The sequence below is a fragment of the Nitriliruptor sp. genome (assembly GCF_040882075.1).
Classification (GTDB): Bacteria; Actinomycetota; Nitriliruptoria; order Nitriliruptorales; family Nitriliruptoraceae; genus Nitriliruptor.
Map to the genome: position 1 here is coordinate 1 of NZ_JBBEBZ010000089.1, position 20,569 is coordinate 20,569.

Consider the following 20,569-nt stretch of genomic DNA (forward strand, 5'->3'; position numbering starts at 1 on the left):
GTCGCCCCAGAACCGCGCCGCATCGTGCAGCACGTCGGGTCGGCGGTTCTTGCCACGCCGGTTCTGGGACCGCTTACGGTTGCCGCCCTTGCGGTTGCGCTTGTTGCCGCCGCCGCCACCGCCACCCTGCTGGCGGGCCTGGCTGCCACCACCCTTGCCGCCACCGCCACCGGCGTTCCCGCCACCGGCGTTCCCGCCGCCGGCGTTCCCGCCGCCGCGACGGCGTCGACGGGACGAACCGCCACCGTCATCGCCGGCGACGCGGGTCCGCTCACGTTTGCGCTCGCTCACGCGGCGTCCTCCTCGTCGAGGCGGTCGTTCGGGTCGGTGAGCACCGCCGACGGGTCGATCCCGAGCGCGCGGCGCAGCTGGTAGGAGTCGAGGTCGCCCACCGAGGACGACTTCGGCAGGGCGAGGTCGGCGATGCGGCGCTTGCCGGCCACGACCTCCTCGACCCGTTCGTCGACCGTGCCGGGGCACACCAGCCGGTGGGCCACGACGGTCTTGGTCTGACCGATGCGCCACACCCGGTCGCGGGCCTGGTCCTCGACCGCGGGGTTCCACCAGCGGTCGTAGAGCACCACGTGCGAGGCGGCGGTCAGGTTCAGCCCGGTCCCGCCGGCCTTCAGCGACAGCACCATCGCGCCCGGACCGGTCTTGGCCTGGAACTCCTCGACCATCCGGTCGCGCGCGCCGCGGGCGAGCCCACCGTGGTAGCAGTGGACGTCGGTGCCCATCTTCTCGGTCAGGTGCTTGGCCAGGCGTTCACCCCAGGTGGCGAAGTGGGTGAAGATCAGCATCCGCTCGCCGGACTCGAAGACGTTCTCGACGATCTCCTCGAGGCGTGCCAGCTTCCCGGACCGGTCCGCGAGCGGGCCGTCGTCGCCGGTGTAGGCCGCCGGGTGGTTGCAGATCTGCTTGAGCGCCGTGATGGCCGCCAGCACCGCGCCCTTGCGCTTCGGGGTGTCGTCGTCGGTCTCGGCGGTGTCGACCACAAGTTCGTCGAGGACCGCCTGGTACAGGCCGATCTGTTCGGCCGTCATCGGGCAGTGGTCCAACGCGTCGATCCGGTCCGGCAGCTCGGCAGCGATCACCGGTTCGGCCTTGGTGCGACGGAACACCAGGACCCCGTTGAGGGTCTTGAGCGCCGACTCGGCGCTCTCACCACGCTCCGAGGCGGCGTGCATCTGCGACACGAACGTGGCGCGGTCACCGACCAGGCCCGGGTTGACGAAGTCCATCAGCGCCCACAGGTCACCGAGGCCGTTCTCGATCGGTGTCCCCGTGAGGGCGACGCGGGACCGTGCCTCGAGCCGGCGCAGCTGCTGGGAGGTCTCCGAGGTCGGGTTCTTGATGACCTGGGCCTCGTCGAGGACGATCCGACCCCAGGTCACGTCGGCGAGGTCGTCGATGTCGCGCAGGGCCGTGCCGTAGGTGGTCAGCAGGACGTCGGCGCTGGCGATCTCGGCGTCGAGCTCGTCGTCCTCGGCGCGGGAGGCGCCGTGGTGCACCACGACCCGGAGCTCGGGGACGAACCGCTTGGCCTCCGCCGCCCAGTTGCCGACCACGGCCGGCGGGGCGATGACCAGCGCGGGGGCCTGCCCAGCGGTGCGGGCGAGGTGGGCCAGCAACGTCGGGGTCTTGCCGAGGCCCATGTCGAGCGCGAGGCAGCCACCGAGCCCGGCGCCGTCGAGGAACTCGAGCCAGGCCAGCGCGTCGGCCTGGTAGCTGCGCAGCTCGCCCTCGAACCCGTCGAGGGTCGTCGGCGGGTGCTCGGGGACGTCGCGGGCGCTGCGGAGCAGGTCCGCGGCCCAGCTGTCACCGGCGATCGAGACCGGCTGGCCGAGCGCGGTGCCGTCGAGGCCGAGCGCCATCCGCAGCATGTCGGCGCCGGAGTAGCGGGTCTTGTCGGCGCGTTCGGCGAGCGCGGCGGCCGCGGCTTCGAGGTCGGCGTGGTCGATCTCGACCCAGGTGCCGTGCGACTTGACCAGCGGGCGCGACTCGGCCGACAGACGGCGGATGTCCTCGGCGGACAGCTCGACGTCGTCGAAGACCGCCGACCAGCGGACGTTGGACAGCTGCTGGGCGCCGACGGCGGCCTCGGAGGAGGCTTCCGAGGTCAGGCGCAGCGAGGCGGTCGCCTTCTTCGGCGACAGCGGCGGCACGCGGACCTCGAAGCCGGCGGCGACCAACGTCGGGCCGAACTCGGTCATCAGCTGCCACGCCTCGTTCTGGCTGAGGATGACCTGCCCGCGGCGGGTGTCCTTGGAGCGGCGCAGCGGCAGGTAGAGGCCCTCGAGGCGTTCGAGCTCGCGCTTGATCGCCTCCTTGCGGTCGTGGTTGGCGCGCGACATCGCCGCCTCGACGTTCTCGTCCTTGCGGCGACCGTCGTTGGTGAGGGTGCGCAGCAGCCACGCGTCACCGTCGTCCGGCGGGTCGAGCTGCACGGTCAGCTGCAGCTTGGAGGCACCGGTCACGCCGCTCGCCCAGGACGCGAGCGCCTTGCCGACCTCGCTGCCCTGGTGGTGCGGCGCCTCGAACGTCGAGCCGTTCAGGCGACCGAGGAACGCCTCGGCGACGTCGCCGGCCGTGCGCGGCTGTGGCGGGGGAGCGGGGACCTCGACGCGGCCAGCCGCGTCGCGGCAGATCGCGTCGACGAACCCCGACACGATCGAGCGGGTCACGACCTTCGGGTCCGGTTGCTTGTCGAGGACGGCGACGGCGCCCGGCATGGAGCGGGTCAGGCTCGTCAGCTCCTCGTGGTCGATCAGCGTCGGCTCCCACCGGACCGCGAAGTCCGACCGGTTGCCCGGCGCGTCCGCGACCTTGCGGAGCTGCGGGACCATCCGTCCGTGGGCGACGAGCCGGACCGCGAGCCCGGCGGCCAGGCCCATCCAGGTCACGCTGGCGCCGAGGCGCTCGTCCCCGCCGGTGGTGATCAGGGACACGAGCCAACCGAGCGACGACTGGATCGGGGCGGAGACGGTGTCCGCGACGGTGCCGTCGGGGAGGTCGATCGTGTCGGCCGGCTCCCAGTTCCCGGGCGAAGCACCGGCGGCCTCGAGGCGTTCGAGCACCAGCGGTTCAGGTTCGGGTTCGGCGTCGTCGCCGCTCGCCCAGGCGATGACGTGTCCGTCGCTCCAGGTCAGCTGCAGCTGCGGGGTGCCGAGTCCGGTGCGCTCGCGTGGCGGTGCGACGGGTGCCTCCGCGGCCTCGGGCGAGGGCGCGCGGGTGTCGCTCTGCTGGCCACCGCCACCCTTGGCGCCGGAGCGAGCGCCCGCGTCGAGGGGTTCGGGCTCCTGCCCGGTCAGCTCGAAGAGGACCTCGTCGATGTTGGCCAGCTCGTCCTCGAAGTCGCCGATGACCAGGTCGCGTTCGGGACCGGTCACCTCGCTGCGGAGCCGACCGATGGTCCGCACCAGATCGCGGCGAAGGTCGTGCAGGGCGTCGATCCAGGCGGCCTCGTCGTCCTCGAGACGGTCGAGGTCGTCGTCGCTGGCGACCCCGTCGAGGTGGGCCTGCGCCAGCAACCGCGCGTCGTGCAGGTCGAGCGGCGGGCGCCGTGTGGGCGTCGTGGTGATCGCGGATCCTCCCGTGCGATCCGGAGCGTCCGGATGCGGGGGTGGCGACCTGCCCGGGAGGGCGGTCGCGGTCGACGTCACGCCCACGTGGGCGTGCGTGGTGCGACGCGGGCCGAGGACCGTTCCCCGCGGTGCCCGGTGCGTCGCGTGTCATGTCGCCACGTCTGGCGTGGCCGGACCCCGGCGGACCGGGGCTGTCGCTCTCGCTCGGCGCCGCTGGGGCGCCGTCCCGCGTCGGGGGCCGACCGCGGCGCGGTGAGCCAGGGACGGCTCGCAGACACCGGGAACGGCGGGGTGGGGCTCCACCCGCGGGGACCGGGACAGCGTACCGGGGCGACAGCCCCCGGTCAGCCCGGCCGGCGGATCGGCGTCACGCGCTCACGTCACCCCCGTGCGGCGGTGCGATCAGGTCGTAGGCCGGCTCGGTGAGGAAGTCGACGAAGTCCGGAGCCAGGGCGACCTGCTCGAACAGCGTGGCGGCCGTGCGGACGCGGCCGACCGTCTCCTCGTCCGGCGAGGCTGCGACGAGGCGCTCCACCTCATCGCCGAGCATCTCCCGGACGAGCCGCTCGTCGACGACCGTGCCGTCGTCCAGCTGTGCCCCGGCGTGGCACCACTGCCACAGCTGCGCGCGCGAGATCTCCGCCGTCGCGGCGTCCTCCATCAGGTCCGCGATCGCGACCGCACCGCGGCCGCCGAGCCAGGCGGCGAGGTACTCGACACCGACGGCGACGTTGGTCCGCACCCCCTCGGCCGTGATCGCTCCGCCGGTGGCGGCGACGTCGAGGAGCTCGCTGGCCCCGACCGACACCTCGTCGCGGGTGCGGTGCAGCTGGTGGTCACGACCGTCGAACGCCGCGGTGAACACCTCGGTGCACAGCGCGACGAGGTCGGGGTGGGCGACCCACGACCCGTCGAAACCGTCCTCCGCCTCGCGTTCCTTATCGGCGCGCACCTTGGCGAGCGCGCGCTCGGTCACGTCCGGGTCGCGCCGGTTCGGGATGAAGGCGGACATCCCGCCGATGGCGTGTGCTCCCCGCTGGTGGCAGGCGGCCACCAGCCGTTCGCTGTAGGCCCGCATGAAGGGGACGGTCATCGGCACGTCGGCGCGGTCGGGCAGGACGAACTCGGGACCGGCGGAACGGAACACCTTGATGAGGCTGAACAGGTAGTCCCAGCGCCCCGCGTTGAGCGCGGTGATGTGTGGCCGGAGCGCGTGCAGGATGGCCTGGATGTCCAGGGCGGCCGTGATGGTCTCGATCAGGACGGTCACGCGGATCGTGCCGACCGGCAGGCCGAGGTGCTGCTCGATCGTGGTGAGCACCTCGCGCCACAGCGCGGCTTCATCGGCCGATTCCAGCTTGGCGAGGTAGAGGTAGGGGCCGCTGCCACGCGCGAGCTGTTCCTCGGCGTTGTGCAGGAGGTACAGCGCCGCGTCGACGATGCTGCCCGACATCGGCTGCCCCTCGACCTCGAGGTGACGTTCGTCGAGGTGCCAGCCACGTGGGCGCGGGACGATGACCGCCAGGTCACGGTCGGGGGCGAGCTCGTAGACCTTGCCATCGTCGGAGGTGTGGCGCAGGGTCCGACGCACCGCGTTTTGGAGCACGACCTGGCCCGCGATGACGTTGTGCCAGTGCGGGGTGTTCGCGTCCTCGAGGTCGGCCAGCCACACCTTCGCGCCGGAGTTCAGCGCGTTGATCGCCATCTTCGGTTCCGTCGGACCGGTGATCTCGCAGCGCCGGTCGACGAGGTCCGCGGGGGCGGGTTCGACCCGCCAGTCAGGGTCATCGGCAGCGGCCCGCTCGGCGACGGTGAGGGTCAGGGTCCGGTCGCGTTCGGCCTCGGCGTGCCGCACCGCTCGGGCGCCCAGGACGGACCGGCGCAGGGGCTCGAAGCGACGGTGCAGCTCGCCGAGCAGCGCGAGCGCCTCGGAGGTCAGGACGCGGTCGATCCCGTCGACCTGCGGGCCGGTCACGACGGCGGAGGTGGGGTCGCTGCGCACCGGTGGGGCTCCTTCGGTCGAGGCCCTCGAACCTAGCCAGGGCTCAGCGCGACGGGGTGTCCGCGAGGACCGATCGGCACGTCACCCCTTCGTCGCGCCGCACGATGGGTTCGACGGCGGTGTCGACCGGGGAGCGAGGTGAGGTGCGCCGCGCAGCGATCCCGAAGACCTGCGTGGCCCACATCCGGCCGTCGCCCCGGCAGACCACCCCGATACCGATGGCGTCGAAGTCGCTGAGCAGGATGGCTTCGCGGTGCCCGTCGGAGGTCATCCAGCCGACGTGAGCCTCGCCCGCCGTCTCGTGGCCCATCAGGATGTTCTCACCCGTCGCCGAGAAGCTCGGGTGGGTCCGGAAGGTCTCGGGCGAGTGCTCGAACCGGCCCGAGGAGATCATCTCGACCGACCAGCGCTCGGCGATGTCGGCCAGCCCCGCGTGCCAGGTCAGCGGTGGTGCGCCGCGGGCTGCGCGTTCGTCGTTGACGCGTTGGAACAGGTCCGCCGCCAGCGCGCCGGCGGCCTCCGGGGGCGCCCAGCCGATGGCCCGCGACTCGCCCGCCGTCGGTGCCGATCCGACGACCGGTGCGGGGGCGACGCGGTCGATCACGGACGGCAGCGCGAGCGCCAGTGCGACCGCGACGACGATGAAGACACCGACAAGGGCCGCTCGCTGCGACTCGTTCACCTCGCCCTCGCGATCGCCGTGCCCCGGCTCATCCCGTCGTGTCGGCCGCGTGCTGCGCGGCCTTGAGGGCAGCCGTGCGGCCACGGGGCGGCCACGTGGCCGGCCGACCGGACCTCGTCCGTGTTCGGCGAACGGACGGTGCCGCGCGCCCACCGGGTGTGTTGAACTACCGGTGACCGGGAGCCACACCCACCCCGGGATCCAACCCACCCGGAGAGAAGGGCCGCGACAGTGATCACCCTGGGAGTCATCCTCCTCATCCTCGGCATCGTGCTGAACATCGGCATCCTCACCACGGTCGGCGTCATCCTGCTGGTCGTCGGAGCCGTGCTGTTCCTGCTCGGGACCGCTGGCCGCGCCGTCGGGGGCCGCAAGCACTACTACTGAGGCCGGTCCGCGACGGCTCGTTGCGTCGCGTCACCGGCTCACGCCACCTCGACCCCCGCTCCGGCGGGGGTCGACGGCTGTCGGGATGCTCAGGCGTCCTCGAGCTGCGCCTCGAGGACGCGCAGGACCGCGGAGCGGAGAACTCGCCGCCGGTGACCTCCCGCAGCCACGCGTTGACGTCCCCCGACTCGATGGACACCGCCTCGCCCTCCTCGTCCTCGAAGCCGAACAGGCACTGTTCCGGCAGCTCCTCGCAACGAGCCACGGCTCGGACGAGCCGCTGATCCTCGACGTCGATCTCGTGCTCGCGACCGCCCTTGCCGACGAACCGGAAGGTCGCACGCCCGGAGGTCAGCTCGACGTGGTCGTCGGTGAGCGTGGTGAGTCCGTAGCTGCCGTTCTCGGCGGCGTAGATCGCGTTGCCGATGCGGATGAGCGACTCGTCGAGTCGCGTGACCACGATCGCGATGACGCGCACACGACCCATCGAGCGGCGTCCCAGCTGGGCGTCCACCTCCGCGCGGATCGTCGGCAGGTGGCCGGCGAACTCGGACAGGCGGTGAAACGTGGCGGCATCGCGGACCTCGCGCCAGCGGTCGTGGTAGCGGTACTGCTTGCGGCCCCGTTCGTCGCGGCCCGTGGCCTGGAGGTGGCCGTCGGGTTCGAGGCAGATCCACACCTCGTCCCACGCCGGCGGCAGGACCAGGGCCTCGACCCGGGGGGTCCTCGCTCGGCATCCCTCCCGGGGCGTACCGTCCCCGGACGGTCGGCCGACGATCGGCGGCCGAGACCGGAGAGGAGGCGGGGTGACGACGGCACTGGTGGTCGCAGCCATCGCCTTCGCCGTGGTCAACGGGGTCAACGACGGGGGCGCGCTGCTCTCGGTCGGGCTCGACGTCCGGCGGCTGACGCCGGTGACGTCCCTGCTCGTGCTCGCGGTCTGCGTCGCCATCGCACCGCTGGTCATCGGCACGGCCGTCGCGACGACGCTCACGAGCCGCTTGGTCACCTTCGACGGTGCGGACGGGACAGCAGCCCTGCTCGTGGCCGTCATCGCCGCGGTGGTCGTCACCTGGGTGCTGGCCGGCCGGGGCCTGCCGACCTCACTCACGCTCGCCATCGTCGGCGCGATCGCCGGGGCGGGGGTCGGTGCCCGGCTCCCGGTGTCGTGGCGCACCGTCGGTGTGGTCCTGCTGCTCGCCGCGGCGGCACCGATCGCCGGTCTGGTGCTCGCGTTCGTGTTCACCCGGCTGGCCGCGGCCTGGTCGTCCCGTCGGACCCTCGACCGGCGGACGCAGCGCTGGCACGTGGCCGCGTTCGGGCTGCAGTGCGTGGCCTACGGGTCGAACGACGGCCAGAAGATGCTGGCGGTCCTCGCCGTGGCGACCGGGACGGTCGTCGACGGTCGTGTCCCCGCGGTGCCGTGGCAGCTCGCGGTGGTGGCGACCGCGTTCCTGGTCGGCGCGACCATCGGCCTGCCCCGGGTCGCCCGCACCCTCGGCGGCGGTGTGATCGCCGTCCGACCGCACGAAGCTGTGGCGAGCGAGTTGGCCGCCGCGGCGGCGGTGCTGGCCACCGGGGTCATCGGATCGCCCGTGTCGATGACCCAGGCGGTGTCGGGCGGCCTGCTCGGTGCCGGAGGGACGCGCGGGTGGTCACGGGTCCGCTGGACCCAGGTCATGCACCTGGCCGGCGCGTGGGTCGTCACCCTCCCGGCGGCCTTCACCGCGGCGGTCGCAGCCACCGCGCTCACCGTCCGTCTCACCTGAGTCTGAGGAACGGAGTCGACGTGCTCGAACGGATGCGCCGCTTCGGCCGCGAACTGACCGGTCGCAACAGCGGTGTGCTGATCGGCCACCTCGTCGATCAGCTCGACGCGACGCTCGATGCCGTCGGGACCGTCCGGGCCGTCGCGGCGGGACAGCTCTCGACCGCCGAAGGGCGTGCCCAGGTCGGTGACCTCGAGGACGTCGGCGACGGAGCCCGCCGCGCGTTGATCCACGACCTGTCGCGCACGCTGGCGGCACCGATCGACCGCGAGGACCTCTTCCGGCTGTCACGGTCGGTGGACGACGTGCTCGACAACCTCCGCGACCTGGCCCGCGAGTTCGACCTCTTCGAGGTCTCCGGCGAACCGCTGATGGCCGAGCCGCTCGGGAACGTCGCCGACGGCGTCGCCGCGCTCCGTGACGCCGTGGAGTGCCTGCTCGACGCGCCCGAGCACGCATCGCTCCGGGCCGCCGAGGCCAAGAAGAACGACGTGCGCGCCAGCTACCAGCACGCCCTCGCCGAGCTGCTCACCGACGGGCAGCAGGTGACGCCGGAGCTGCTGCGACGTCGCGAGCTGCTGCGTCGCGTCGACGTGACCGGACTCCGGCTGGCGGAGGCCGCGGACGCGCTGGCCGACGGGGCGATCAAGCGCAGCCACTGACCCCTCACCGGGCCAGGTGCTCGATCAACGCGTCGACGAAGCGCACGCACGCCGCGAGCTGGTCGATCTCGATCCACTCGTCGGGCTGGTGGGCCTGGGCGATGTCCCCCGGACCGCACACCACCGTCGACCAGCCGGCAGCTTGGAAGTGGCCGCCGTCGGTCCCGAACGGCACGGTCCGCGCCGGTGTGGTGTCGCCGGTGAGCGACCGGACGAGCTGCTCGGCGATCCCGTCCTCCTCGGCCGCGAGCGCCCGGGCGGTCGCGTCCGACACGAAGGTGACGTCACCGACACCCGTGTCCCGGCGCAGCTGCGGGAGGACCTCCTCACGGGTGAAGCGTTCCACCTCGGCGAGCAGCGCGTCCGAGTCGTCAGCGGGGACGGGGCGGTACTCCCACGTCAGCTCGGCGCGCCGCGGGACGATGTTGATCGCCTGGCCGCCGGAGATGGTGGCGAGGTTGAAGGTCGTGAACGGCGGGTCGAACCGATCGTCGCGCACCTCACGACCGTGTCGGTCGGCGAGGTCGGCGATGAAGGCCCCGATGCGTGCGACCGCGGCGACGGCGTTGGCCGCCACCTGCGGCTGGCTCGAGTGGCCGTCGAGCCCCTCGACGGACGTCGTGAAGGCCCGCACGCCCTTGTGGGCGGTGACCACGCACATCGACGTCGGCTCGCCGACGATCACGGCCGACGGGGCCGGATACGCAGCAGCGAGCCGCTCGACCGCCGACGGGGCCCCGATGGTCCCGAGCTCCTCGTCGTAGGTCAGCGCGAGGAGCACCGGGCGTTCGAGGTCCGTGGCGCACAGCTCGGGGAGCGCGGCGAGCACCACGGCCAGGAAGCCCTTCATGTCGGTCACGCCGCGTCCGTAGAGGCGGCCCGACTCCTCGCTGACGGCGAACGGCTCCCGGGTCCACGGCTGGCCGTCCACGGGCACGCAGTCGGTGTGGCCGGTCAACACGACGCCGCCCTCGACGTCCGGTCCGATCCGCGCGAGCAGGTTGGCCTTCGTGCCGTCGGGGGAGAAGACGCGCTCGGAGGCGACGCCGTGGTCGTCGAGCAGCGACTCGACGAACCCGATGAGCTCGAGGTTCGAGCGGCGGGAGGTCGTGTCCATCCCGACGAGGGTGTCCAGCAGGCGACGGACGTGCTCCACGGGCGCTCCGGTCTCGGGTGGGTACCCGACGCTACCGACGGGAACCCGACGGTGGTCCCCGGCGTCCCACCGACCAGGGCGACGGAGGAGCTACAGGTGAAGGTCGCGGTGGCGTTGGTCGGAGCGGTCGCGGTCTTCGCGGCGGGGGTCGCCGTCGGCTCGGCAGGACCCACCTCGGCTCCTGGCGGCCGGGCGGGGGAGGGGTCGGTCGTCGACCTGCGCGACCGGCTCGAACTCGCCGGTGCCTTGACGAGCTTCCCGGCCTGTGACGACTACCTCGCGCACGTCCGCGAGCACGCCCTCGAGCAGGTCACGCCCTACGGCATCGGCGGCGGGGGCGGGTGGTACGCCGCCGACGGTGAGATGCGCGCGGTGGAGGAGTCCGCAGCTGGCGGTGACGACGCGGTCTTCGACGACCTGGGCGCTCCGAGCGCGGGCACGACCCCGGAGGGGGTGTCCGGCACCAACGTCCAGGAGCAGGGTGTCGACGAACCGGACCGGGTCAAGACCGATGGGGACACGCTGTACGTCGTCGCCGGTGATCGGCTGCGGATCGTCGACATCCGGGGCGACCAGCCCGTGGAGCTCGCGGAGGTGCCGCTCCGCGAGGGTGGCTGGGGCGCGGAGCTGCTGCTCGCCGGCGACCGGTTGCTCGTCACCTCGGCGCAGGGCGGCTTCGCCCCGTTCGCCGGGGAGCGGATCTCGGGCGATGCGATGCCGAGCTTCGGGTCGACCACGACCCTGACAGCGGTGGACGTCCGCGATCCGTCCTCGCCCGAGGTCGTCGAGCGGCTGATCGTGGACGGCGCGACGTTGACCGCGCGGATGGTCGACGGGGTCGCTCGGATCGTGGTGCGCACCGAGCCGGGGATCAACCTGCCGTGGGCGCACCCCGAGGCGGGAGGGCTGCGATCCGAGCGCGAGGCCCTGGCCACCAACGAGCGGCTCATCGAGGACAGCCTCGCCACCGACTGGCTGCCCTACTACGTGCACGAGACCGCCGACGGCGACCGGGACGAGGGCACGCTGGTGGCCTGCGAGCGGGTCGCCGCACCCGCCGGGTTCGCCGGGCTCGGCCTCGTGAGCGTGCTCACCGTCGACGTGGCCGCAGGCGAGCTGACGCCGGACCGCGGGTCCGTCGCCGTGCTCACCGGCGGCGACACGATCTACGCCTCCCGCGAGCGGTTGTACGTCGCGACCCAGCGTTGGAACCAGGACGTCTGGCCACGTGGCGGAGGTGGCTGGTCGAGCGGCGCCGCACCCGTCGACGACGTCGCGATCGAGCGCCGCTTCCCGGTACCTGACGACGACCCGGACGTCACCACCGAGGTGCACGCCTTCGCGACCGACGCCCCCCGCTCCACCGCCTACCTCGGTTCCGGCGCCGTGGACGGCACGCTGCTCAGCCAGTGGGCGATGTCGGAGCACGAGGGCGTGCTGCGGGTCGCCTCGACCATCGGTGACCCGTGGTCGGCCGTGTCGTCGCAGAGCGCGGTCACCACCCTCGAGCTCCGGGACGGCTCGCTGGTCGAGCTCGGGCGCGTCGACGGGCTGGGCCCGACCGAGACCATCCGCGCCGTCCGCTTCCTCGGGGATGTCGGCTACGTGGTGACCTTCCGGCAGACCGACCCGCTCTACACCGTGGACCTGTCGGACCCGGTGACCCCGAAGGTCGTCGGTGAGCTGAAGATCCCCGGGTACTCCGGGTACCTGCACCCCGTCGGTGACCACCGGCTCATCGGCGTCGGGCAGGACGCGGACGAGGAGGGGGTGACCCTCGGTGTCCAGGTGTCGCTGTTCGACGTGTCGGACCCGGCGGACCCGCGGCGCACCGACACCGTGACGGTGCCGCGGAGCGAGAGCCCCGTCGAGTGGGACCACCGCTCGTTCCTGCACTGGCCCGCCACGGGGCTGACCGTGATCCCGGTCACGCGCTACTTCTGGGGTGAACCGGGGGAGGCGAAGCCGACGGGGCCCACCGCCGGCGCGCTGACCCTGGTGCCCGACGGGGACGTCCTCCGTGCTGCCGCGGGCCACACCCCGGACCAGCTGGTGCTCAGCCACGCCGACGGGCCACCGGCTGGCGCCACCGACGACCAGGTCGCGCGAGCCTTCGACGACGGCTACGCCAACGCGATCACGCGGTCGCTCGTGGCGGGTGACCGCCTGCTGACGATCTCGGACCGAGGTCTGCTCGTCTCCGACCTCACCACGCTCCGTGACCGGGGAGCGCTCGGCTTCTGAGCGTCAAGCTCGGAACCCCGGAACGCGGAAGGACCCCGCCGGAGCGGGGTCCTTCGCGAGGACGTTGGATCATCGAGGCGGTGCCTCGCGGGCCAGCGTCCGTGCCGCGGTCTGGTCAGACCGGACGGACGTCGGTGGCCTGCGGGCCCTTCTGGCCCTGACCGACCTCGAAGCTGACCTGCTGTCCATCCTCGAGGGTCTTGTAGCCCTCGGACTGGATAGCGGAGAAGTGCACGAACAGGTCCTCGCCGCCCTCGGCTGGGGTGATGAACCCGTAGCCCTTGTCGGCGTTGAACCACTTAACGGTGCCCTGTGGCATGTGATGCATCCCATCTGAATCGCGCCGGTCGGGTCGCCTGCAGAAGCGCAGACAAGTGGAACCCGGGCCGGTTGCGTGATGACAGGAGCCTACAGGGCCGGCGGCTGTCCTGCCCACGCCGTTCGGCGGCGCCGGCGCGGGGCTCGCGGCGGCGGGCGGGGTGTGTGGTAGGCAGGCGGCACGACCGGCGACGAGCGGCCCCGTCCGCCCGTGCCGAGGAGACCGCCTTGACCCCGCAGCAGCGTGACCGCCAGGCACGGGCCGTGACCGCCATCGCCCGCGCCTGTGGCTTCGGCCAAGCTGTCGCCCCGTTGATCCTGCGCCGAGTCCCGGACGTGGACAAGCTTCTACGGTCCGACGATGCGACCCTGCGCCGGGTCCTCGGGGACCCGGCCCTGCGCGGCAAGCTGCGCGCCGGGCTCGCCGACGGCTTCCGCGAGCACTGGAAGCAGGCGACGCTGGAACGCATCCGCAGCGACCACGAGGACTGGCTCCGAGCCTGGTGGCTCCCGGTCCTGACCGCGACCGAGTTCGACCGGTTGCTGCGGACACCGACCCCGCGCGGCGACCACCGCCGGGTCGGCATCGCGCGACCGGCCTACCCCGCGACCGCCGGCGCGGTGGAGATCACCGTCGAGACCACCCACCGCAGCGAGGTCGGCCCGTACCTGCTCGTCGAACGGCGTATCGCGGCCGCCGTCCTCGATCTCGCGCACGAGGTGGCGCGCGAGGACGACCTCGATCCATCGGGACCGGTCGTGGGCGCCGACACCATCGACGATCCGCCACCCGGTGTCGACCACCGCGAGTACCCGCACGTCGCGTGGTGGCACGGCGGCCGGCCGGCGTAACGTGCCGTCACCGACCGAGGAGGGAGCCGGTGCCCGACGGCTGGCGTGACCGTGATGGTGAGCTGCCCCCCGACCCGTGGGCGGGGATGGCGCCACCGCCGCCGCCGCCGCGCGCCGAGGACCCACCGATGGCCCGGCCGAGACGGTCGCTGTGGCAGCACCCCGGCGTGTGGATCGCCGTCCTGGTGCTGGCCGGGCTGCTCCTGATCGGTGCGTTGCTCGAGAACCCGAGCAGAGCACCACGCACGCCGTCGCCCGACGCCGTGACCGCCCTCACGCCGTAGCGGCGGTCAGCGGTCGCCGAGCCGCCAGATGGTCCGGCCGGTGTCGTCGAGGCCGACGAAGCGGACCGTGATCCGCTGACCGAGCCGCCACGCACCGGCACCGGTCGACAGCTCGTTGGTGGTCGCGATGCCGTGCTCGTCGACCTCGAGGCGGCCGCGCTCCCTGGGGCCGAGCCCGAGCAGCCGCTCGGCGGTGACGAAGCCGGGGACCCCGAGCCGGGGGAGGCGCACCTTCACCCCGTTGGCGGTGACACCGGTGACCACGGCCGGTTCGGGGTCCGATCCGAGGTAGCCACGGTCGAGCAGGCGTGCCCACAGGTCGCCACGTTCGCGGCCGGTGAGGTGGTCGATCGCGCCGGCGCGAGCGTCGATCCAACCGGCGAGCGCGCGCAGCTGGTCGGTGGAGTAGTGCGGGGTCTCACCGGCGAGCTCGGCACGGATCTGGCGGTGGACGACGAGGTCGGCGTACCGGCGGATCGGCGAGGTGAAGTGGCAGTACGCGCCGGACGCGAGCCCGCGGTGCGACGACGGGTCCGGGTCGTAGGTCGCGCGAGCGATCGACGAGGTCGCTGCAGCCACCAGCAGATCGTGGTCCTCGTCGCGACCCTCGGTCGCGAGCTGCTCGATCGCTGCGACGAGCTCCGCGCTGACCGCGTCCTGGTCGGCGTCGGTGGCGGTACCGGTCGAGACCGCCTCGAGGGCGGGCAGCGACACCCCGACCGCGGTGGCGGCGGCATGGAGCCGGGCGGCACGTTCGGGGTCGACGCCGACGTGCGCCCGGTAGAGCGCGGGCACCTCGCGAGCGATCAGCCAGGAGGCGACCGACTCGTTGGCGGCCACCATCAGCCGTTCGATGAAGCGGTAGGCCGCAGCGTGCGGTTCGGCCTCGACGGCCGTCAGCTTGCCGTCGACCACCGCGGGGGTGACCTCGGCCGACGCGAACAGGTCCTCGAACGTCGCGCGAGCGTCGCGCTCGACACCGAGCCGGCGCGCTGCCTCGACCGCTCCGCGGAGCACGTTCACGACCTCGCCACCGGCGAGGCCAGCCTCGCCGCGGACGTCGGCCTCGTCGCCGTCGAGCCAGGCGTCGACCGCGCCGTAGGTCAGCTGGGCGCGTGAGGTGATCGCGCAGACCTCGACCGTCACCTCGCCGAGCGAACCGTCGGCGGCTACCGAGAACCGGACGCTGAGCGCGAACCGGTCCTCGCCGGGCCGCAGCGACAGGGTGTCCTCGGACAGCAACGGGTCGAGCATCGGAGCGCTGTGGCCGACGGCGAGGTAGGCCGTCGCACCGGCGACGCGGGCGTAACGGTCGGCGGGGGAGTCGAGACCGATGGCGCGGCCGACGTCGGCGATGTGGACCGCGACCTCGACCGGTGACGCGGCGTCCCCGTCCCACGAGGCGCCGATGGCATCGTCGAGGTCGCGGGTGCTCGGGCTGTCGACGGTGAGGCACGGCTCGTCACGGCGGTCGACCCACGGCGCCTGTGCACCCGGGATCGGGCCGGTGGCGTCGAGGCCGGCGGCGGCGCCGCGGCTCCCGCTGGCGATGAGGCCGACGAGCCGGGTGTGGGTGGCGTTGGCTTCGAGCGCGTCGAGCCCTGCGGCCTGCGGACCACCGGGGACGAGGCCAGGTGCGGCGCGCCCGAGGGCGATGACCGCCGCGCTGGCCCGCACCGCTTGCGGGGACCCGCCCACGAACGGACCGGCGACCAGCGCCTGGCCGATCGCGCCGCCCTCCGCATCCTGACCGAGGAGGACGACGACCAGCCGCCCGACCGAGGTCGGGAGCTTGGCGGCCGGACCTGCGGCGAGCGGCAGGGCGCCGGATGCCAGCTGCGGGTCGGGTTCGACGACCAGACCGCCCGGTCCGTGCTGCACGGTCCCGACGAGCATCTTGCGGGCGCGCTCGACGAGTGTGGCCGCCGTGGCGCTGGCGCCCTTCGCGTCGATCTCCACCTCGGCGTCGACGAGGTCGTCGGCGATGAGGTCACGGGCGAGCGGCGGTGGCACGAAGATGCCGTCGTGCTCGGTGGGCGTGCCATCGGGGCCCGGACCGCGGTGGAGGGTCGGCGTGGTGCCGTCCGCCTCCACGGGGGTCAGGAAGCCGAAGCCTCGCGGGTGGGGGCGGAAACGGGCGCGGACGGGCACGGGCGATCTCACGAGTGGGAGAGGGGGAGCGGGGAGGCGCTCGGAGGGAGTGTGGCCCAGTGTGCCCCGTCGACAGGGTCCCGCGCACACCGGTGCGCGCCGGCGGGGGTCCCGGGGCCCGCCGGTACGCTCACCCACACCTCCGACGCGCCCGTGCGGCGCACCTCACGACCTGAAGCCGGGACCTCACGTGACCTACCCGATCGACCGCATCCGCAACTTCTGCATCGTGGCGCACGTGGACCACGGCAAGTCGACGCTGGCCGACCGGATGCTGCAGCTGACCGAACTCGTCGACGCGCGGCACATGCGCGCGCAGTACCTCGACAAGATGGACATCGAGCGTGAGCGCGGCATCACCATCAAGGCCCAGACCGCGCGTCTGCCGTACAAGCCGCTCGGCGACGTCCACGACGAGTACCTGCTCAACCTCATCGACACGCCCGGGCACGTCGACTTCTCCTACGAGGTGTCGCGCGCCCTGAACGCGTGCGAGGGCGCGGTCCTGCTCGTCGACGCCGCCCAGGGGATGGAGGCGCAGACGATCGCGAACCTCTACCTCGCGCTCGAAGCCGACCTCGAGATCATCCCGGTCCTCAACAAGATCGACCTCCCGGCGGCACGCCCGGACGAGGTCGCGCGCGAGATCGCTGCGGTCATCGGCGGCGATCCGGACGACGTGCTGCGTATCAGCGCCAAGACCGGTGAGGGCGTCGACGCGGTCCTCGACTCGATCGTCGACCGCGTGCCGGCGCCGTCTGGCGTAGCCGCAGGTCCGACGCGCGCCCTGATCTTCGACTCGGTCTACGATGCCTACCGCGGCACGCTGGTCTACTTCCGGGTCGTCGACGGTCAGCTGAAGGCGGGGGACAAGATCCGCCTGCTCGCGACCGGGTTCGAGGGCGAGATCGAGCGGGTCGGGGTCCACGCGCCCGAGGAGGTCCCGATCGACGCGCTCGGGGTCGGCGAGGTGGGCGTGCTGTCGGCGGCCATCAAGGACGTCGGGCAGGCCAAGGTCGGTGACACCATCACCCTCGCCGGCAAGGGCGCCAAGGACGTCCCGGCGCTGCCCGGCTACCGCGAGCCGCTGCCGATGGTCTTCTCCGGGCTCTACCCCGTGGACTCCGACGACTTCGCCGACCTGCGCGAAGCCCTCGACAAGCTCCGGCTCAACGACGCCTCGTTCTCCTACGAGCCCGAGACGTCGATGGCGCTCGGCTTCGGGTTCCGGTGCGGGTTCCTCGGTCTGCTCCACCTCGAGATCGTGCAGGAGCGGCTCGACCGCGAGTTCGGTATCCCGCTGATCACCACCGCGCCATCGGTGCGCTACCGGGTCACGCTCGAGAAGAAGGACGCCGAGACCGGCGAACCGATCGTGCTCGACGTCGCCAACCCGCAGGACATGCCCGAGCCCAACCGCATCGCGCTCATCGAGGAGCCGACGGTCAAGGCCATGATCCTGACGCCGACCAGCTACGTCGGCGCGGTCATGCAGCTGTGCGAGGGCCGTCGCGGGACCATGATCGCGATGGACTACCTCACCGAGGAGCGCGTCGAGCTGCGTTACCAGTTGCCGCTCGCGGGGATCATCACCGACTTCTTCGACCAGCTGAAGTCGATGACCCGCGGGTACGCGTCGCTCGACTACGAGGTCGGGGGCTACGCCGAGGGTGACCTCGTCCGCGTGGACGTGCTGCTCAACTCCGAACCGGTCGACGCCTTCAGCGCTATCGTGCACCGCGACGAGGCGTACGCCTTCGGCAAGACGATGACCGAGAAGCTGCGCGAACTCATCCCTCGGCAGCTGTTCGACGTGCCCATCCAGGCCGCGATCGGGGCGAAGATCATCGCCCGCGAGACGATCAAGGCCAAGCGCAAGGACGTGCTCGCCAAGTGCTACGGCGGCGACGTGTCCCGCAAGCGCAAGCTGCTCGAGAAGCAGAAGGAGGGCAAGAAGAAGATGAAGAACGTGGGATCGGTCGAGGTCCCGCAGGAAGCCTTCGTCTCCGCCCTCCGCACGGGTGGTACCGGCTCGACCTGAGCTCCGTCGCCCGCCCACGGCCGCTGGAACCCCGGGTTCCCACCCGGACGGTGGCCGACCGCTCGTCCTCGGTGTCGTCCGCTCCCGCGCGGGTCGACGACCCTGCTACCCCCTCTCCCTCTCCCTGTCCCCGTCACCTGGTCGGATCCCGTGGAACCTCTCCTCCTGGCGCTCATCGCGCTCGCCGCCGTCGCCCTCGTCGCGCTCGTCGCGGGGCGCAACCGCCGCGACGCGTCGCTCGAGCCCACCCGGCTCGGCCCTTCCTGGACACCCCCGGGGGCGGGTGAAGCCGAGTCGATGGCTGACCCCGACACCCGTGCCCGTCGGATCGCCGAGGTCGTGCGGCGCACGGAGGTCGACGAACCGACGGCGGTTGCCGTGCTCGAGATCTGGGACGAGTACCTCGGCGTCCTCGGGCTCACCCCGTTGCCGGCCGGGCACCGCCGCCGGGTCTACGACCCCTACGACCCGCCTGTCGCGCGTCGGGGCCCCGACGGGCGCCCCGAACCGGACCGTGACCGCGTCGCGCGGGACGTCGCTGGCCGGCTCGGGATCGACGAGACCGTGGCGAACGCGATCATCGCGGCCGATCCCGGCATCCGCGACGACGGGTAGGCCGCCCGGGCACGGCGCGCGTCACCGCCGCCGGGACGGACCGGTCACTCGCGCTGCTCGTAGGCGGCCGGGGTGAAGGTCGAGCCCGGGTTCCACATGAGCCACTCGTCGATGCCGTGGTCGCGTGCGCCGCGGATCTGTTCGCGGACCTGGTGCGGCTGGTCCCACGCGCGGTAAGCCGTGTCCTCGAGCCGCGGGACGACGCGTGCCCGCTTGCCGTCGGTCGCCTCGTTCCAGACCTCGAGCGTGGCGCGGATGATGTCGTAGGGCTGGCGGTTCGGGTCGGCGACGTCGTACTCGCCGACGCCCCAGTAGGAGGGGTAGATCATCGGGGCCACGTAATCGACGTGCTCGGCCAAGGCCGGGATGTCCTGCCCGATCTGCTCCGGACGGTCTGCCGCGATGCCGTAGACGGACGCGCCGTGCTGCACGCCGTACGGGACGAGCCGCTCGTCGGCGAGCCGTGCGAACTCGACGATCGCCTCCTCGGGGGTGGTCTCGAGACCGGGGACGGTGTAGTTGTCCGTGCCCTCAAGGCGGCGGATGTAGTCCCACAGGATGTGGTCGACACCGGCCTGCGCGGCCTCCTCGGCGAGGTCGAGGAGGTAGTCGATGACGTCCGGGTGGGTGTAGTTGGAGAAGCCCGCGTAGGACCCCCGGTGGTAGTCGTCCTCACCTCGCACCTGGATCACCCAGTCACGCTCGCCGTTCTCCCGCGCCCACGCGGCCAGGGTGGGATCGGCGAACGCCACGATGCGGCCGATGACCGCGACGTCGCGGTCGTGGAGGTCCGCCACGGTCTGCTCGAGGTCGAGCGGCCCGAGGTCGGCACCGATCTCGTCGGCGAGCGGGACCGAGGACCCGTAGCCGATGTGGCCACCATCGTCCTTGAGGTCGAGCTGGAGCGAGTTGATCCGGCCGTCCTCGATCATCTGCACGATCGGTTCGCGCAGGCGTGGGGTGGCCCACGCCCAGAACGTGGCGTGGACCGTGCGCACCTGGTCGATCTCGACCCGTGAGGCGACGAACACGACGCCGTCGGTGACCTCGGTGGTGTTGCCGGCGACGTCGGTCACCACGACGGTGAGCTGGTCGGCGACCCCGTCGAGCTCGAACTCGAAACGGCCGTCGTCCCCGGCCGTGGTGGTCGCGTCCCCGACGGCGACCTCCGCGCCGGGCTCGGTGACGCCGGCGACCGTGACCGGATCACCCGGGACCACGGCGCCGTCGGGTGAGGTCAGCTCGACCTCGGGCGGCTCCGCCTTCACCTGGAAGCGTCACTCGTGGACGGCGTCCGGTTCCCCCGAGGCGTCCGCGTCCTCGTCGACCTCGGCGACCACCACGGACCGTCCGCCGTCGGGCAGCTCGCCGGGCGCGTAGGTCAGGGTCCGCCCGTCGATCGCCGCATCGCCGGTGACGTCGTCCCCGTCGAGCAGGATGCGGAGCTCGTCCACCGGGTAGCCGTCCTCCCCGGTCGAGGCGACCGAGAAGGTGAGCTCCTCGAGTTCGGCGGCGTTGACGAGCGCGTCGTCCTCCGGGCCGGCGAACTCGAGATCACCGGCGGACGGGCTGCTCGTACACGCGCCGGCGACGAGGGCCAGGCTCGTGAGCGAGGCGAGGATGCGGACGGGCAAGGAGGTGGGGCGCAGCTGCTTCACGGACGGTCCGAGGTCGGGGGAGGGCGGCGACCGGGCCGCGAGCGCGTGTCCTGCCTGTTCCCCCGACGCGGCCGGGAAGGTACCGCGAGGCGGCGTGACGACCGACGCGTCACCCTTCGCCGGATGGCGCCGGATGGCGCCGGATGGCGCCGGGTCGTGGCCGC

The 20,569-nt window shown here is 72.7% G+C and carries 17 protein-coding genes and 1 pseudogene; 8 read left to right on the forward strand and 10 right to left on the reverse strand.

The window, feature by feature from the left end; all coding sequences use genetic code 11:
* From WEB03_RS04780 to WEB03_RS04795, 4 genes are all read right to left on the reverse strand, one after another.
* On the reverse strand, window positions 1–291 hold a 291-nt coding region (locus WEB03_RS04780; RefSeq protein ID WP_368069813.1), incomplete at its 3' end, for a hypothetical protein.
* Window positions 288–3,530, reverse strand: coding sequence for a DEAD/DEAH box helicase (locus WEB03_RS04785; RefSeq protein ID WP_368069814.1), 3,243 nt, complete (start codon window positions 3,528–3,530; stop codon window positions 288–290). The genes WEB03_RS04780 and WEB03_RS04785, both read right to left, overlap by 4 nt.
* Before the next feature lie 421 nt (window positions 3,531–3,951).
* Window positions 3,952–5,586, reverse strand: coding sequence for a malate synthase A (aceB, locus tag WEB03_RS04790; RefSeq protein WP_368069815.1), 1,635 nt, complete (start codon window positions 5,584–5,586; stop codon window positions 3,952–3,954).
* Between the two features lie 43 nt (window positions 5,587–5,629).
* A complete protein-coding gene (locus tag WEB03_RS04795) occupies window positions 5,630–6,268 on the reverse strand; it encodes a CAP domain-containing protein (protein ID WP_368069816.1) in 639 nt (212 codons plus the stop codon).
* Window positions 6,269–6,499: 231 nt separating this feature from the next.
* On the opposite strand from WEB03_RS04795, the gene WEB03_RS04800 reads away from it, so the two are divergent.
* A complete protein-coding gene (locus WEB03_RS04800; RefSeq protein ID WP_368069817.1) occupies window positions 6,500–6,655 on the forward strand; it encodes a DUF6131 family protein in 156 nt (51 codons plus the stop codon).
* A 145-nt stretch (window positions 6,656–6,800) separates the two neighbouring features.
* Here the strand turns inward: WEB03_RS04800 and WEB03_RS04805 are convergent.
* Window positions 6,801–7,490 (reverse strand): annotated as a pseudogene (locus tag WEB03_RS04805) (DNA topoisomerase IB); the annotation flags it as partial.
* On the opposite strand from WEB03_RS04805, the gene WEB03_RS04810 reads away from it, so the two are divergent.
* Window positions 7,462–8,424, forward strand: coding sequence for an anion permease (locus tag WEB03_RS04810; protein WP_368069818.1), 963 nt, complete (start codon window positions 7,462–7,464; stop codon window positions 8,422–8,424). The pseudogene WEB03_RS04805 and the gene WEB03_RS04810 sit on opposite strands and share 29 nt — an antisense overlap.
* A 20-nt stretch (window positions 8,425–8,444) precedes the next feature.
* Window positions 8,445–9,086, forward strand: coding sequence for a DUF47 domain-containing protein (locus tag WEB03_RS04815; protein WP_368069819.1), 642 nt, complete (start codon window positions 8,445–8,447; stop codon window positions 9,084–9,086).
* Between the two features lie 4 nt (window positions 9,087–9,090).
* On the opposite strand, the gene argE is transcribed toward WEB03_RS04815, so the two are convergent.
* A complete protein-coding gene (argE, locus tag WEB03_RS04820; protein WP_368069820.1) occupies window positions 9,091–10,242 on the reverse strand; it encodes an acetylornithine deacetylase in 1,152 nt (383 codons plus the stop codon).
* A 96-nt stretch (window positions 10,243–10,338) separates the two neighbouring features.
* Between argE and WEB03_RS04825 the strand changes: the two genes are divergently transcribed.
* Window positions 10,339–12,486, forward strand: a complete 2,148-nt coding sequence (locus tag WEB03_RS04825) for a beta-propeller domain-containing protein (protein ID WP_368069821.1) — start codon at window positions 10,339–10,341, stop codon at window positions 12,484–12,486.
* A gap of 115 nt (window positions 12,487–12,601) precedes the next feature.
* On the opposite strand, the gene WEB03_RS04830 is transcribed toward WEB03_RS04825, so the two are convergent.
* Window positions 12,602–12,805, reverse strand: a complete 204-nt coding sequence (locus WEB03_RS04830) for a cold-shock protein (protein WP_368069822.1) — start codon at window positions 12,803–12,805, stop codon at window positions 12,602–12,604.
* 227 nt (window positions 12,806–13,032) lie between these two features.
* On the opposite strand from WEB03_RS04830, the gene WEB03_RS04835 reads away from it, so the two are divergent.
* On the forward strand, window positions 13,033–13,656 hold the full coding sequence (locus WEB03_RS04835; protein ID WP_368069823.1) for a hypothetical protein: 624 nt from the start codon (window positions 13,033–13,035) through the stop codon (window positions 13,654–13,656).
* A 29-nt stretch (window positions 13,657–13,685) separates the two neighbouring features.
* On the forward strand, window positions 13,686–13,940 hold the full coding sequence (locus WEB03_RS04840) for a hypothetical protein (protein WP_368069824.1): 255 nt from the start codon (window positions 13,686–13,688) through the stop codon (window positions 13,938–13,940).
* A gap of 6 nt (window positions 13,941–13,946) precedes the next feature.
* On the opposite strand, the gene WEB03_RS04845 is transcribed toward WEB03_RS04840, so the two are convergent.
* Window positions 13,947–16,091 carry an RNB domain-containing ribonuclease gene (locus WEB03_RS04845; RefSeq protein WP_368069825.1) on the reverse strand — a complete coding sequence of 715 codons (2,145 nt, stop codon included), beginning with the start codon at window positions 16,089–16,091 and terminating at the stop codon, window positions 13,947–13,949.
* Between the two features lie 190 nt (window positions 16,092–16,281).
* On the opposite strand from WEB03_RS04845, the gene lepA reads away from it, so the two are divergent.
* A complete protein-coding gene (gene lepA, locus WEB03_RS04850; RefSeq protein ID WP_368069826.1) occupies window positions 16,282–18,132 on the forward strand; it encodes a translation elongation factor 4 in 1,851 nt (616 codons plus the stop codon).
* 150 nt (window positions 18,133–18,282) lie between these two features.
* Window positions 18,283–18,747 (forward strand): hypothetical protein, encoded by a 465-nt coding sequence (locus WEB03_RS04855; protein ID WP_368069827.1) that lies wholly within the window; start codon window positions 18,283–18,285, stop codon window positions 18,745–18,747.
* A 44-nt stretch (window positions 18,748–18,791) separates the two neighbouring features.
* On the opposite strand, the gene WEB03_RS04860 is transcribed toward WEB03_RS04855, so the two are convergent.
* Window positions 18,792–20,015 (reverse strand): putative glycoside hydrolase, encoded by a 1,224-nt coding sequence (locus tag WEB03_RS04860; RefSeq protein WP_368069828.1) that lies wholly within the window; start codon window positions 20,013–20,015, stop codon window positions 18,792–18,794.
* Window positions 20,016–20,024: 9 nt separating this feature from the next.
* On the reverse strand, window positions 20,025–20,405 hold the full coding sequence (locus WEB03_RS04865; RefSeq protein WP_368069829.1) for a hypothetical protein: 381 nt from the start codon (window positions 20,403–20,405) through the stop codon (window positions 20,025–20,027).
* Between the last annotated feature and the right edge of the window lie 164 nt (window positions 20,406–20,569).